Below are 14,406 nucleotides of genomic sequence, written 5' to 3'. Positions count from 1 at the left end.
ACGAAACGGTGCACTTTACCTGTGGCTCAAGCCTTGCCGGGACCCTCCCGCCGCATGAAATCGAAATCGCAGCCTTCATCGGCCTGCGTGATCGTTTCATGAAAAAGGTGGGCATAGCCGCGCGCGGCCCAGTCGGGCGCCACCGGCTTGGACAATGCTTTCTGGCGCATCGTCAGTTCGACTTCATCGACCAGAAGATCGATGCGCCGTTTCGCAACATCGAGCCGGATCATGTCGCCAGTCTGCACCAGCGCAAGCGGACCACCCACCGCCGACTCCGGCGTGATGTGCAGAACGATGGTGCCGAATGCTGTGCCGCTCATGCGGGCATCCGAGATTCGCACCATGTCCTTGACGCCGGTGCGCAGGATTTTCTGCGGGATCGGCAGATATCCAGCCTCCGGCATACCCGGCGCGCCCTTCGGGCCGGCATTGCGCAGGACCAGCACATCATCGGCCTTCACATCGAGATTGGGATCGTCGACACGGAGCGTCATGTCCTCAACCGATTCGAACACCACCGCCCGCCCGGTGTGCTGAAGCAGCTTCGGCGTCGCCGCCGACTGTTTGATGACAGCACCTCGCGGCGCCAGATTGCCGTGCAGCACGGCCATCGCGCCTTCGCGGTTGATTGGATTGTCGCGAGGCCGGATCGCATCCTGCCCCGGAACTTCCTCCGCATTGGCGACGACATCGCGCAGCGTTCCACCCGCGATGGTTTTCGCATCGAGATCGATCAGGTCGCCGAGCTGCTTCATCAGCTTCGGCACGCCACCCGCGTGATGGAAGTGCTCCATATAATGTGCGCCCGACGGCTTGAGATCGATCAGCACCGGCACCTCGCGGCCGAGCTTGTCGAACGCATCGAGGTCGATGCGATGCGGCGTCCGATTGGCTATCGCCGTCAGATGAATCAGCCCGTTGGTCGAGCCGCCGATGGCCTGCAACACCACCTGCGCATTCCTGAGCGCGGCCGGCGTCAGCAGTTCGCTGGGACGCGGGCCTCCGGTCACGGCCATTTCAGCGGCGCGCTTGCCGCTGTGTTCGGCCGAGCGTATTCGCTCGGAATGCGGCGCGGGAATCGTCGCGCTCATCGGCAGCGACAGGCCCAGCGCCTCGGTGACGCAGGCCATGGTGCTGGCGGTGCCCATCACCATGCAGGTGCCGACCGACGGCGCGAGGCGCCCGTTGACAGCCTCGATCTCATCCTGATCGATTTCACCCGCGCGAAACTTGCCCCACATGCGACGGCAATCGGTGCAGGCGCCCAGCACCTCGCCCTTGTGATGCCCGACCACCATCGGCCCCACCGGGATCACCACGGTCGGCAGATCGGCGCTCACCGCCGCCATGATCTGCGCCGGCAGGGTCTTGTCACAACCGCCGATCACGACGATCGCATCCATCGGCTGAGCGCGGATCATCTCTTCGGTATCCATCGCCATCAGGTTGCGCAGATACATCGAGGTCGGATACGAAAAACTCTCGGCAATCGAAATGGTGGGAAACACCATCGGCATCGCACCCGCCAGCATGACGCCCCGCTTCACCGCCTCGATGATCTGCGGGACATTGCCGTGGCAGGGATTATAATCGCTGTAGGTGTTGGTGATGCCGACAATCGGGCGCTCCAGCGCGTCGTCGGAATAGCCCATCGCCTTGATGAAGGCCTTGCGCAGGAACAGCGAAAATCCGGGATCGCCGTAGCTGGTCAGCCCTTTCTTGAGACCCTTTGTCATTGTGTCTTCTCGTCCTGGTGTCCTGAAAGCGTGATCGGCCGCGTCGGCCATTCCTGCGCATGCGCAAGCGTCGCTGCACACAGCGATACCATGAGCGCGATTGCGATCCTTGCGGCGGTCATGCGGCGGAGGTAGGCCGCGCGCGCGACGTGGCGAGGCGCAGCACGTCGAGATAGCTAGGAGCGACGTCAACCCGCTGGATGAGGCCCTTCTCGGTGAGCAGGCGGTGTGCCTCCTCGAGCCGGTAGCACGGCAGATACATGAACAGGTGATGCTCGGCGTGATAGTTCACCCAGTACGGCGCGATCAACGCGCGCTCGACGATGTTCGCATGGGTTGTGCGCGCATGGCTGAACGGATCTGGACCGGTCGAGGTGCAGGCATGCTCGGCAATGTTGCGCACGCGGGTCACCAGCGGAAACCATGTCGCCATCGCGACGACCCAGACGCCGAAGAACCAGATGCCCGCACCGGCCAGCCAGAACAGGCCGAACAAAATCGCGTTGACGCCGAGAAACCGCTGCATGGCGATCCGGCCGCTGGTCAGGAAGTTCTCGGTCTCCTCATCGCGCATCGCGTCCGTCAGCACAGGTTCGCGCCGGGCGAACAGCGCCTTGAATGACGGCGAACGCTGCTTGATGAAGGTTTGCCCGGTGAGGTCGCGGAAAGCCTTGCGGTAGAAGCTGTCCTTTGAAATCGGAAACGGCGCCGATAGCCCAAGATCGGGATCTTCCGGCTGCTGCGTGAACCGGTGATGCTTGAGATGGTAGGCGCGATAGCCCCCCAGCGTCGCGCCCACCGGCACGGCGCAGATCCAGTTGCCGACGAACTCGTTGATCTTCTGGTTGGTGTGCAGTCCGCCGTGAGCCGCCTCGTGCATCAGGATCGCCAGCCCAAGTTGCCGCGTGCCGACAATCATCACGGCGGCCAGCCAGATGAACGGGTTCGGCCAGATCGTCACAAGGGCAACGGCGGCGGCGATGGTCCCCCAGCAATGCACGACCAGCCACATGCCACGCCAGGAGTCACGCGCGGTCAGCCGCGCCCATTCCTCGGCAGAAAAGATCGTCTTCGGGTCGACACGTTCAACGGCCGGCATGGCGTTCTCCCTGCGGTCGATTTTGCCTCGACTCTTCAGGCTACATCGTAGCGCCTAATACCCAAGGCGCAAATTCCGCAGCGCCGAAATCGAACGCCTCGCTCTTGGTCTGTTGTCCGGAGGCGACCCGCAGAATCAGGTCGAAAATACGCTGGCCGCATTGCTGCACGGTTTCGTCACCGTCCAGGATGGTTCCGCAGTTGACGTCCATGTCGTCTTCCATGCGGCGGAACATCGGCGTGTTGGTCGCGAGCTTGATCGAAGGTGACGGCTTGCAGCCGAACACGCTGCCGCGCCCTGTGGTGAAACAGACGAGGTTCGCACCCCCCGCCACCTGCCCCGTGGCGGCCACCGGATCGAAGCCCGGCGTATCCATGAAGGTGAAGCCTTTTTTGGTGACCGGCTCGGCATAGCCGACCACATCGACGAGGTTGGTGCTGCCGGCTTTGGCCATCGCGCCGAGGGACTTTTCAAGAATGGTGGTGAGACCACCGGCCTTGTTGCCAGGGCTGGGGTTGGAATCCATCTCCGCGCTGTTGCGCTCGGTGTAGTCTTCCCACCACCGCATCAAGGCGACGAGTTTCTCGCCGACTTCAGGACTGACCGCACGGCGTGTGAGAAGGTGCTCCGCGCCATAGGTCTCGGGTGTCTCGGAGAGGATCACCGAGCCGCCATGGCGCACCAAGAGATCGCTCGCCGCGCCCAGCGCCGGGTTGGCCGACACACCGGAGTAACCGTCCGAGCCACCGCATTGAAGCGCGACTGTCAGTTCACTCGCCGGACATGGCTCCCGCTTGATGTTGTTCGATTCCGCCAGCACTTCGCGCACGAACGCGACCGCCTTCTCCACCGTCTTGCGCGAACCGCCGACATCCTGAATGTCCAGCGATCGCAGGCGTCCCGCCAGCCTCTGTTCTTCCAGAAATCCGCCGATCTGGTTCATCTCGCAGCCAAGGCCGAGAATGATCACATGCGAAAAATTCACATGGCGCGCGTAGCCGCCGAGCGTGCGGCGAAGCACCGTCAGCGGCTCAAGCTGGGTCATGCCGCAACCGGTCTTGTGGGTCAGCGCGACAACGCCGTCGACGTTCGGGAACGCCGCCAGCGGGTCGTGGCCGGTGAAGGGATTGCGCTTGAACACATCGGCGACGAGCCCCGCGACATGCGCGCTGCAATTCACCGAAGTCAGAATGCCAATGTAATTGCGTGTCGCCACGCGTCCATCGGGGCGGCGGATGCCCTGAAACGTCGCCGGTAGATCGAAGTTCGGCGTCGGCTTGACGTCCACGCCATAGGCATAGTCCTTGGAGAACTCACCCATCCCGATGTTCTGCACATGGACATGCTGGCCCGGCGCGATCGGAACGGTGGCAAAACCGATGATCTGACCGTAGCGCATCACCGGCTCGCCGACGGCGATCGGCTTCACCGCCACCTTGTGGCCCGCGGGAATGCGTTCGGTCGCGGCGACACCCTGCGCCACTTCGGCGCCAGGCAGCAGTGCGGTTCGCGCAATCACCACGCTGTCATCGGAGTGAAGACGGATTACGGGTGTCGCGGCCATGGCTATTGTCCTTGTTGGCTCTGGCGTCTTTCACCTCTCCCCGCAGGCGGGGAGAGGTGAAGATGCTATGCCTTGCCGCCGGAGTTCTTCCGCGTCTCGGCGATATGGCTCTTGGCGGACATCGCGAGCAATCCGCTGTCATTCATGATCGTCACCAGCTTGAACCCGCGCTCGATGGCGAGTGCGGCGCCCGGCGCGCCGCTGCAATGAATGCCGGGGAAAATGCCGCGCTTGTCGCATTCCTTCACGATCCGCTCATAGATCTTGATGATTTCCGGTTCGGTCCGGTCGAGCGTCGGATGCAGGCCATAGGAAAAGCCGAGATCGGACGGGCCGATATAGACGCCGGCAATGCCCTTCACGTCGAGGATCGCTTCGAGATTTTCGACCGCGGTCTTGGTCTCGATCATCGGAATGCAGAGCGTCTCTTCATTGGCCGTCTGCTGATAGGTACCCGCTGAACCGTACATCATGGCGCGAATCGGACCGTTGCTGCGGGTGCCGCGCGGCGGATACTTCGCATACTGCACGAAGCGCTCGGCTTCCTCTTTCGTGTTGATCATCGGGCAGATGACGCCGTATGCGCCGCCGTCGAGCACCTTGCCGATGATGCCGGGCTCATTCCATGGCACGCGCACCATCGGTGTCACCGGATGCGCCTGCATCGCCTGGAAGCACTGGATCATCGACTGATAATCCTGCACGCCGTGCTGCATATCGACGGTGACGCTGTCGAAACCGCACTGCGCCATCACCTCGGCAGAAAAGCCGGAGGGGATCGCAAGCCAGCCGTTGACCACCACCTTGCCCGCAGCCCAGATTTCCATGACCTTGTTTGCCATACGATCGTTTCCCGTTTCTGTTTTGATTGTTGTTGCTTGGTTTGGACGCGGGTCATGCATGAGATGCCCTCCGGCTAAACCTGATCCTCGACCTATCCGGTCGCCTTGGCAACGGCGGCATCATCGATACCGACCGACCGCGCCGTTGCCGTGATGGAATTCCATGTCTCGTCGGTCAGGGGCACCCCGTTTTTGGTGCGCTCCGCGCGCGTGGCCGCTTCCGGCTCGCCCGGAATCAGCACCGCATCGTGCCCCTGCGCCAGCTTGCTGTCCTTGAAATAGGCGATGTACCGGGCGACTTCCCCATCGAAGAAATGCGCGGGGTCGACCACCTTCGGATCGATGAAGATCGCCAGCATGCCGTTGGAGAAACGCCGGTCGGTCTTGGTCGCACCGTTGCCGGTCAGCGCGCCGCCGAGCAGTTCGCACATCAGCGCGAGGCCCGAGCCCTTGTGCTCGCCGAATGCGCGGATAGCGCCCTTGCCCTGTGCATGGACACGCGGGCCATCGGCTTCATAAGGCCCGTAAAGCACATGCGGGTCTTCGCTGAGCGTGCCATCCTGATCGACCAGCGCGCCCTTCGGCAGCTTCTTGCCGCCGCGGCTCGCCACCATCACCTTGCCTTCGGCAACGATGGAGGTTGCAAAATCCAGCACCACCGGCCCTTGTCCGGGGCGCGGAATGCCGACGCAATAAGGCGCAGTGGAGAGCTTGCGCGCGACGCCGCCATAAGGCGCGACCAGCACCGAGCCCGCTGCATTGACGAAGAAGATCGAGACCAGACCTTCCGCCGCCGCCATTTCCGCCCAGTCGCCGACACGCCCGAGGTGACCTGAATTCTTCAGCGTCATCGCGGAGAGACCAACGGCCTTGCATTTGTCGATGCCGACTCTCACGGCTTGCGGCGTCACTGTTTGCCCATAGCCGAAGCCGCCATCGACCACCGCGATCGACGGCGTGTCGACCACCAGCTTGATGGTCTGATCGGGAATGATCGCGCCCTCTTTCACCCACTTCACATACTGCGGCACGCGGATGACGCCGTGGCTGTCGTGGCCGGTGAGGTTCGCTGTCGTCAAATACATAGCGATGCGATCCGCCTCAGCTTTCGAGGAGCCGGCACGGGAGAAGATGTCAGATACGAAGCCGATCAGCTTCTGGGAGTTGATTGTTACCATCGTTAAACAGCTGCCTTGGTATGGCCGCCTAGATAAGCGGCTCTGATTGCTTCGTTGCTCCACAGTTCGTCGGGTTTGCCGCCGAGAGCAAGACGGCCCGTTTCCAGCACGTAGCCGTAGTCGGCGACGGACAATCCCATTCGCGCATTTTGCTCGACAAGTAAAACGGTCGTTTCCTTGCGGATTTCGGCGATGATGCGAAACACGGCCTGCACGATCACCGGCGCAAGGCCGAGCGACGGCTCATCAAGCAACAAGAGCCGCGGCTTTGCCATCAGCCCGCGCGCCACCGCCACCATCTGCAACTGCCCGCCGGATAGTGTCCAGCCGAGCTTGTCGGAAAACGCGCGGATATCGGGGAACAGATCGAACATCGCATCGGCTTCGCGCGACAGTTGCGCTTTCGCGACCCGGCGATTCGACGCGCCGAGCATAATGTTTTCTTTCACGGTGAGGCCGGGAAACACCCGCCGCCCCTCCGGAACGTGCGAAATACCGAGACGCACGATAGCTTCCGGTCCGAGGCCCACAATCGACTTGCCGTCGAACAGGATTTCCCCGGCCGCTGGCTTGGCGAGGCCTGATATCGCACGCAGCGTGGTGGACTTGCCCGCCCCGTTGGAGCCGAGCAGCGTCACCACCTGCCCCTGCTCCACCTTCAGTGAAATGCCCCGCAACGCTTCGATTTCGCCGTAGAGCACAATGAGGTCGTTGATCTCGAGCAAAGCCATGACTCACTCCGTCCCGAGATAAGCGGAAATAACATCGGGATGCTGCAACACCGCCAGCGACTCGCCGTCGGCAATGCGTTTGCCGAAGTTGAGCACGGTGATGTGCTGCGCCGCCTCGCGCACCAGCGTCATGTCGTGATCGATGATGAGAATGGTGAGCCCTTGCGCTGCGATGCGCTTGAGCAGGTCATGCAGTTCGACCTTCTCGCTGGAGTTCAGACCGGCCGCAGGTTCGTCCAGCAGCAACAGCGTTGGATTTCCCGCCAGTGCGCGGGCGATCTCGATCAGGCGCTGGTGGCCATAGGAGAAGCTGGATACCAGTTCGTTGGCCCGCCCGCCGAGGCCGACGAACGTCAGCGCCGACATCGCCCGCTGCGTCAGCGCGTCCTGACCGCCCTCGCCGATCAGCGTATTGCCCGGACGCTCCGCGCCGATCACCACGTTTTCCAGCGCACTCATCGAGCGGAACAGCCGGATATTCTGAAAGGTACGGCCAAGGCCCGCCGCCGTGCGCTGGTGCGCGGGCATGTCGGTCACGTCGGTGCCATCGAGGACGATCCTGCCGGCGGTCGTCTTGTAGAGGCCGGACAGCATATTGAGTGTGGTGGTCTTGCCCGAACCATTCGGTCCGATCAGCGCGTGGACGCTGCCCCGGCGCACGGAGAGATCGACCTTGTCGACGGCCTTCAGACCGCCGAAGTGCTTCGACAGGCCGGTGACTTCAAGCACCATGTCGCCACCGATCCTGGCCGGTGCAAGTTGCAGCGCGGGGCTAGCAATCTGCGGCGGCGTCCTCGCCCGCCATCTGGTGATGATCTCCTGAACGAAACCCCAGATGCCGTCCGGCATGAAGCGCACAATCAGGATCACGAACAGTCCGTAGATCGCCAGATACAGTCCCGGAATGTTCTTCAGGAAGCGTAGCCATTCCGGAATCAGGATCAGCAACCCGGTGCCGATCACGGCGCCGATTGGCGATCCGACGCCGCCCAGCAGCGCCATGGTGAGGAAGACGATCGATTCCGCGAAGGAGAACTGATCCGGGCTGACATAGGAGAAGCCACCGGCGAACAATCCGCCGCCGATTCCGCCAAGCAGCGCAGACAACGCAAAGGCCGCGACCTTGGTGCGGAAGATATCGATGCCCGCGACGCCCGCAGCGAGTTCGTTGTCCCGAACCGCGCGCATGGCGCGGCCGATCCGCGTATCCGGCAGATGCCAGACGAGATAGCCGATCACCGCGAGCGCCGCGACGCAGAACGCGAGAAACGACTGCTGCGACTGGAACAGCGCCGGCCGTCCGATTTTCGAGATGCCGTCGGGGCCGCGCGTCAGCCAGATCGCATTAATCATGACCAGCGTGACAATCTGCTGGAACGAGATCGTGACCATGGCGAGGTAATGGCCGCCAAGCTTGAGCGTGCTCATGCCCAGCAGCGCTCCGGCGGCCAGCGCCAGCAGAGAACCTGCCACAAGACATATCCAGAAGTTGATCTGGTAGTCGGCAGTTCCGAGACCGACCGCATAGGCGCCCAGTCCGAAAAATGCCGCCTGCGCCAGATTGATCTGTCCGCACAGCCCGAGCACGACCGTCAGACCGAACACGGCGATGGCAAACGTGGCCGCCTGCATCAGGATGTTGAGAACGTAACCATCGAAGTTCATCGTCGCCGCGACAAACACGGCGATCGCGGCGACGATAAAATATGGCAGATGCCGCAGCACCAGCGGCGTCGAGCGCAGGGTGGCGGTGACCGGCATGTTCTGGCTCGGCATGCTCATGCTTTTTCCGCCACGCGTTCGCCGAAGATGCCTTGCGGACGGAAGACCAGGAACAGGATCAGCACAAGGAACGCGAATGCATCCTTGTACGGAACCGACACATAAGCCGCGCCGAAGGTCTCGATGATGCCGAGCGCGATCCCGCCGATGATTGCGCCGGTCACATCGCCGAAGCCGCCGATGATCGTGGCCGCGAATGCCTTCAGCGCAATCGTCGCGCCCATCTGGATCGAGACGAACAGGATCGGCGCGACCAGGATGCCGGCCAGCCCGCCAAGCACCGCGGAATAGATGAAGGTGATCATGATCATGCTCGACACCGAGATGCCGAGAAGCGACGCCATTTCCTTGTCCTGCGACGTCGCCTGAAGCTTCTTGCCGAGCATCGTGTGCTCGAAGAACCAGTAGTTCAGGATCACCAGCGCAATGGTCACGGCGATGATCAGCAGATACTGGCTGTCGAGATAGACCGGCCCGAGTTGAATGCCCGGTGTCTCAAACCACCCCTCCAGCACCTGCGGCGCCGGTCCGTAGATCGCCAGTACCGAATTCGCCAGAAAGATCGATGCGCCGATGGTGGCGATGATGACCGGCAGAAAGGTGCGGTGACGCAGCGGATAGTACACGCCGAGATTGAAGATCACGCCGAACAGCGCCATGCCGCCCAGCGCTATCAGAAATGACAGCCAGTACGGCCATTGCAGATCGACCGCGAACACCACCATCAGGAATGCCGCCACCATCGAGAACTCGCCCTGCGCGAAATTCACGACGTTGGTCGCGCGGAAAATCAGCACGAAGCCGAGCGCCACCAGCGCATACACGGAGCCGATGCCGATGCCCGTGAAGAGCAATTGAAGAATCTGATCCATATGAGGCTCGCTCAAGAGAGACGGGGCACGTTGCTGGCGGCGTCATTGCGAGGAGCGAAGCGACGAAGCAATCCATCCTTCTTTTGCTTTGGATTGCTTCGCTTCGCTCGCAATGACGGCGGCGGGCTCGTGCACAACTGGCGAAACGCCGCCGACATAGTGTCTATCGCTTCGCTTCGATATGCTTCTCGAAGACGATGTTGCCCTTGTCGTTCTTCACGATGTTGTAGCCGTGAAGGCCGTCGCCGTTTTCATCGAAGTTGTACTGGCCTTCCGCGCCTTCGAATCCCTTGATCGCGAGGATCGCAGAACGGACCTTTTCCGGCTCGGTGGACTTTGCGGTGTTCATCGCCTTGGCGAGCACGGTGACGGCGTCATAGGTCCATGCGCTCTGATTATCCGGCGCAAGCTTGTAGGCATCGCGATACGCCTTGCCGTAGGCCTTGGCCGTCGGACTGGACTCTTCCGCATAATCGGCGACACCGTAGGTTCCGTAGAGCGACGCACCCGCAAGGCGGGTCGAGGATACGCCGACGATGGACGGCGAGCCGACCCAGGGAATGTTGACGCCGAGCTGGCGCAACTGGCGCGCGAAGATGCCGAGATCGTTCTCGAACGTGAAGTAAGAACCGAGAACGTCCGCACCGGACTGCTTGATCGCCAGCACCACCGGGGTGAAGTCCTGACTCTGGTTGGCATAACCCTGATCGAGCACCGGCGTGATGCCGAGCTTGCTCAGTCCCTCGGTCAGCGCCTTGCCGCCCGCCGTGCCGAACGCGTCGGTGGAATGCAGCACCGCCCACTTCTTCTTGCCGAGCGTGTTGCTACCGTAGTCGGCGATCACGCTGCCGGAATAGCTGTCGTTCGGGCGGAAGCGGAACAGCCATTTGTTGCCCATATGGGTCAGGTTCGGATCGGTTCCACCGATCGCCATCGGCTTGCCGAGCTTCAGGACATCCGGCGCCATGGCATGCACCTGCGTCGAGCGGATCGAGCCGAGGAACGCAACGATATCCTGCTGCGCGGCGAGCTTGGAGAATGCGAGCACGACACCGGGATTGGTGGTCTGGTCGTCTTCGGTGATGAGTTCAACCTGCTTGCCGAGAACGCCGCCTGCCTTGTTGACGGCCTCCAGCGCCAGCTTTGCGCCGTTCAAGGCGAACTTTCCCTGCTCGGCGGCGGAGCCGGTGACTGGAAGGACCATACCGATCTTGATGGTCGCGCCCTGAGCCCCGGCACTTCTTATCAACGAAGGCGCTGCAAGGACCGCACCAACGCCAACGGAAAACTCACGTCTCGTCAATTTCATCGTCGTCCTCCCAAATGGCCGTGCTTTTTTCCGCCGGCCTTGGACAGGATTAGAAGTCCGAAAAACGAGATTGTCTACCGCTCCAGGGAGGAAATATCCCAAACATCCGATCATTGCACCGCAGCGCGCGGAACACCCGAAAAGCGCCGAACGCAGCCTGACGAGCCGATGTCACAAGACTTACATGCAGCCCGGCACCGCTATTTTCTCGTTTTGGTGCACCGCGCCACATTTTCCAGTGAACCAAAGCGTGGTATGAGCGACAAATACTTATCGCCCGCTAACGATGGTGTTTAGAGATGTCTTTCCCGGTGTCGTGTTTTGATTTTCGTGGTTTCCGCGGTGCCGCCCTGGCCGCCGCATTCCTGATGGCTCCCGCGCTCGCACAAGCCGAGCCCGCGCCATTTGCCAATTATGCAGGCAACTGGTCCGGCAACGGCACGATTACCATCGCCGAAGGCGGTACCGAGCGTATCCGCTGCCGCGGCACCTATACGGTGGACGGTAGCGGCAACAACCTGCACCAGGTGCTCCGCTGCGCCAGTGACAGCTACAAGTTCGAACTGACCAGCGACATCGCAGCACGGGGCGGCAATATCACAGGCTCCTGGAGCGAAGCCAGCCGCGGCGTCAACGGCAGCGTCGAGGGCAGCATCGCGAACGGTCAGGTCACCGCACTGGTCCAGACCAACGGCTATGCAGCGACCTTCAACGTGGTGACGCGCGGCAACCGACAGTCGGTCAACATCAGTTCCAAGGGCGAGCTGCGCGGCGTGACCATCAGCCTCGCGAAGAGCAACTAAAGCGCGGAATTTAAAAAGGCCCGCCGATGATGATCGGCGGGCCTTTTGCTGTCTGGAATCGAGGGGCGTCTCGCCTACTTCCTGCCCCATGCCGCCTTGATGCGGTGAGACGTGCTGATCAGCCACATCGCCGTCGGCCGCAAAATGAAGAGATCGGCGATCAGCGCCGCGATCATGGCGAAGGCGCTGAGCCATCCGAACAGGCGCAGCGACGGCAGATCGGAAAACACCGTCACAACCAATCCGCAGGCCAGCACCACCGTGGTCAGGATCAAGGCCGGGCCGACCAGAACCGTGGCGCGTTCGACCGCCTGCGCCTCGTCGACACCCGGCTTTTCTTCAAGCCGCAAGCGGTTGAGGAAGTGAATTGTCGCACTCAATCCCAACCCGAACGACACCGTCAACGCGACCACACTGGCGAATTGCAGCCCCTCGCCCAGAAACCACAACACGGTGCCCGAGAGAACCACCGGGAAAATACCGGGCAGGATGCTCGCGAACATCACGACCACCGAGCGGAACGCCAGACCGATAAAGGCCGCCACCAGAATAAACTCGATGGTCAGGCCATGATTGAGCTTGCCGATCATGCTGGCGCTGTTGCGCGCGGCGATGGCCGACAGACCGGTCACCGCGATATTGTAACCGGGGTGAGCGCTGCGGACCGCGCCCATCGCGGCGTCGAGCTTCTCGACCGTCGGCAGAATCTGGCTCGAGTCGAGATCAGGCACGCGCCCCGATACCACGACCGCGTCCTGCTGCTCGGAAATGAAGCGCCGGACCAGATAGGCCGGCAACAGGTCAACGTACTCTTTCAGGATCGCCACGTCCGAACGGCCGGCCTTTTCCGCCAGCCAGCGGCGCAGCGTCTCGATCGACCAGACGTTGCCGACTCCCGCCTGCTTCTCGATGATCGAGTGAACGGCGGCGATGGTATCGAGCGTTTCCTGATCGTAGAGCGACTTGCCCTTCGGAAACTCGATCAGCACGTCGATCGGGTTGGCGCCGGTCAGCTTGGCATCGAGACGGCTTGAGGCTTCGACGGCCTGCTGCTTGTCCGGCACCTGATCGGCCAGCCGATATCTGGGCTCAAGGCTCGCGTAGATGATGCCGAGACCAACGACCACGACCAGTGCAATCAGGCTGAAAAGACCGGGGTGACCGACCATGCGCTTGGCGATCCACGCGCAGAACGCGCGCAGCGCTTCCACGCCCCGGTCTGCGCCCTTGATCTTGGTCGCGAGCAGATTCTCTTTCCGGACCAGCAGAACGCCGAACACCGGCACCAGCGACAGCACGGCAATCAGCGCGATGATCGTCGCCATCAATCCGGCTTCGCCGAAAGTGCGGATCAGGTCGGAGTCGGAAAACTGCAGGGCAAGGAACGACAGCGCCGCCGTGCCGTGGGTCAGCACGCAGGCCGGTCCGACCACCAGCACGGCATTACGAAACGCCGTGTACTTGTCCTCACCCGCAATCAGCCGGTCGCGCGCGGCGAAAGTGAGCTGCATCGAGTCGGCGAAACTGATCACCATGATCAGCGGCGTCATCACGTTCAGGAACATGTTGAGGCTGAAGCCGAGCCAGCCCAGCGTGCCGATCGACAGCAGGATCGCCAGCAGCGGCGGAAATGCCGCGACGATCATGAACGAAACGCGACGGAAGAAGATGATCGCGATGATACAGCCGGCCAGAATGCCCGCGATGTTGTAGGTCAGACCGTCCCGCTCGACCGCGTTGCGGATTTCGAGCTGCATGACCGGCACACCGGACAACTGGCTGCTGAGCCCGGTATCCGCGAGGTCTTCGGTCATCAGCTTGCGGACTTCACCGATGGTGGCGTTGAGACCCTTGTTGCCGACGATCTTCGGGTCCAGCGCCAGCACGATCAGCGCAAGCGTGCCGTCGTCCGACAGCAGTTTACCCTTGATGACTTCGTTTTCCTTTACGCGCTTGATGAAGGCATCATATGCGGCGCCCTCCGGCAGCGTTTCAGGAAACAGGGCTGCGGGAAGCCGTCCGCCCTCGGGCGGCTGCCGGGCGGAGAACAGCGAGATGATGCCGCGCGTCCCGTCGACGAGTTGCAGATCGGTGACCAGATCGCGCAACTTTTCGAGCGAGGCGCGCTCCAGCAGCGACTTTCCTTCCACCACCACCAGCACATCGTATTCGCTGGACGGGAAGCGCTTGGTGACCTCTTCGTACTGCTTGTATTCGGGGGTGTCGGAGCGGAACAGCTGGCTCAGCGAGTCGTCGATCTTGATGCGCTGGATGCCGAACACCGCGACCACGCACAGCGCGAGCAGGATGACCGCCGCCGTACGGGGCGCGCGCAGCGCAATCAGCCCGATCCGTTCCAGGCCGAACGCAATGCTGAAGTGTTTTTTTCCGGAATCGCTGTGAGCGGGCTCTTTTGAAATCTGATGCAACGGGACGGTTCCGATTCGAAGGTAAGCCGACGTTTTGTCTAGCAGATTTCCCCGGCGT

The 14,406-nt window shown here is 62.0% G+C and carries 11 protein-coding genes; 1 reads left to right on the top strand and 10 read right to left on the bottom strand.

All coding sequences use genetic code 11. From position 1 onward, the window contains the following. Positions 1-26: 26 nt before the first annotated feature. The 9 genes from AC1Q67_RS17010 to AC1Q67_RS16970 form a co-directional block, all read right to left on the bottom strand. Complete coding sequence (locus AC1Q67_RS17010) at positions 27-1,739, bottom strand: IlvD/Edd family dehydratase (protein WP_492237127.1); 1,713 nt, start codon at positions 1,737-1,739, stop codon at positions 27-29. A 118-nt stretch (positions 1,740-1,857) separates the two neighbouring features. Next, entirely contained in the window at positions 1,858-2,838 is a 981-nt protein-coding gene (locus tag AC1Q67_RS17005) for a fatty acid desaturase family protein (RefSeq protein ID WP_492237128.1), read from the bottom strand. A 40-nt stretch (positions 2,839-2,878) separates the two neighbouring features. Further along, complete coding sequence (locus AC1Q67_RS17000) at positions 2,879-4,402, bottom strand: UxaA family hydrolase (RefSeq protein ID WP_492237129.1); 1,524 nt, start codon at positions 4,400-4,402, stop codon at positions 2,879-2,881. A 65-nt stretch (positions 4,403-4,467) separates the two neighbouring features. Further along, positions 4,468-5,244: an HpcH/HpaI aldolase family protein gene (locus AC1Q67_RS16995; RefSeq protein WP_024573885.1), complete on the bottom strand. Its 777-nt coding sequence runs from the start codon at positions 5,242-5,244 to the stop codon at positions 4,468-4,470. Positions 5,245-5,336: 92 nt separating this feature from the next. Continuing rightward, positions 5,337-6,422: a malate/lactate/ureidoglycolate dehydrogenase gene (locus AC1Q67_RS16990; RefSeq protein ID WP_024573884.1), complete on the bottom strand. Its 1,086-nt coding sequence runs from the start codon at positions 6,420-6,422 to the stop codon at positions 5,337-5,339. 2 nt (positions 6,423-6,424) lie between these two features. Then, positions 6,425-7,153, bottom strand: coding sequence for an ABC transporter ATP-binding protein (locus AC1Q67_RS16985; protein ID WP_024573883.1), 729 nt, complete (start codon positions 7,151-7,153; stop codon positions 6,425-6,427). A gap of 3 nt (positions 7,154-7,156) precedes the next feature. Next, positions 7,157-8,935: a branched-chain amino acid ABC transporter ATP-binding protein/permease gene (locus AC1Q67_RS16980; protein WP_492237130.1), complete on the bottom strand. Its 1,779-nt coding sequence runs from the start codon at positions 8,933-8,935 to the stop codon at positions 7,157-7,159. Further along, a complete protein-coding gene (locus tag AC1Q67_RS16975; protein WP_024573882.1) occupies positions 8,932-9,807 on the bottom strand; it encodes a branched-chain amino acid ABC transporter permease in 876 nt (291 codons plus the stop codon). The genes AC1Q67_RS16980 and AC1Q67_RS16975 overlap by 4 nt, the downstream gene beginning before the upstream one ends. A gap of 163 nt (positions 9,808-9,970) precedes the next feature. Then, complete coding sequence (locus AC1Q67_RS16970) at positions 9,971-11,116, bottom strand: ABC transporter substrate-binding protein (protein ID WP_024573881.1); 1,146 nt, start codon at positions 11,114-11,116, stop codon at positions 9,971-9,973. Between the two features lie 299 nt (positions 11,117-11,415). Between AC1Q67_RS16970 and AC1Q67_RS16965 the strand changes: the two genes are divergently transcribed. Continuing rightward, positions 11,416-11,919 carry a hypothetical protein gene (locus tag AC1Q67_RS16965; RefSeq protein ID WP_024573880.1) on the top strand — a complete coding sequence of 168 codons (504 nt, stop codon included), beginning with the start codon at positions 11,416-11,418 and terminating at the stop codon, positions 11,917-11,919. A 74-nt stretch (positions 11,920-11,993) separates the two neighbouring features. On the opposite strand, the gene AC1Q67_RS16960 is transcribed toward AC1Q67_RS16965, so the two are convergent. Then, complete coding sequence (locus AC1Q67_RS16960) at positions 11,994-14,348, bottom strand: efflux RND transporter permease subunit (RefSeq protein WP_024573879.1); 2,355 nt, start codon at positions 14,346-14,348, stop codon at positions 11,994-11,996. Positions 14,349-14,406 lie beyond the last annotated feature (58 nt).

It is taken from the genome of Afipia sp. GW823-FHT06G09, from assembly GCF_058794875.1.
Note: the sequence above shows the minus strand (reverse complement) of the source record. Positions and strands in the feature narration are given on the sequence as shown.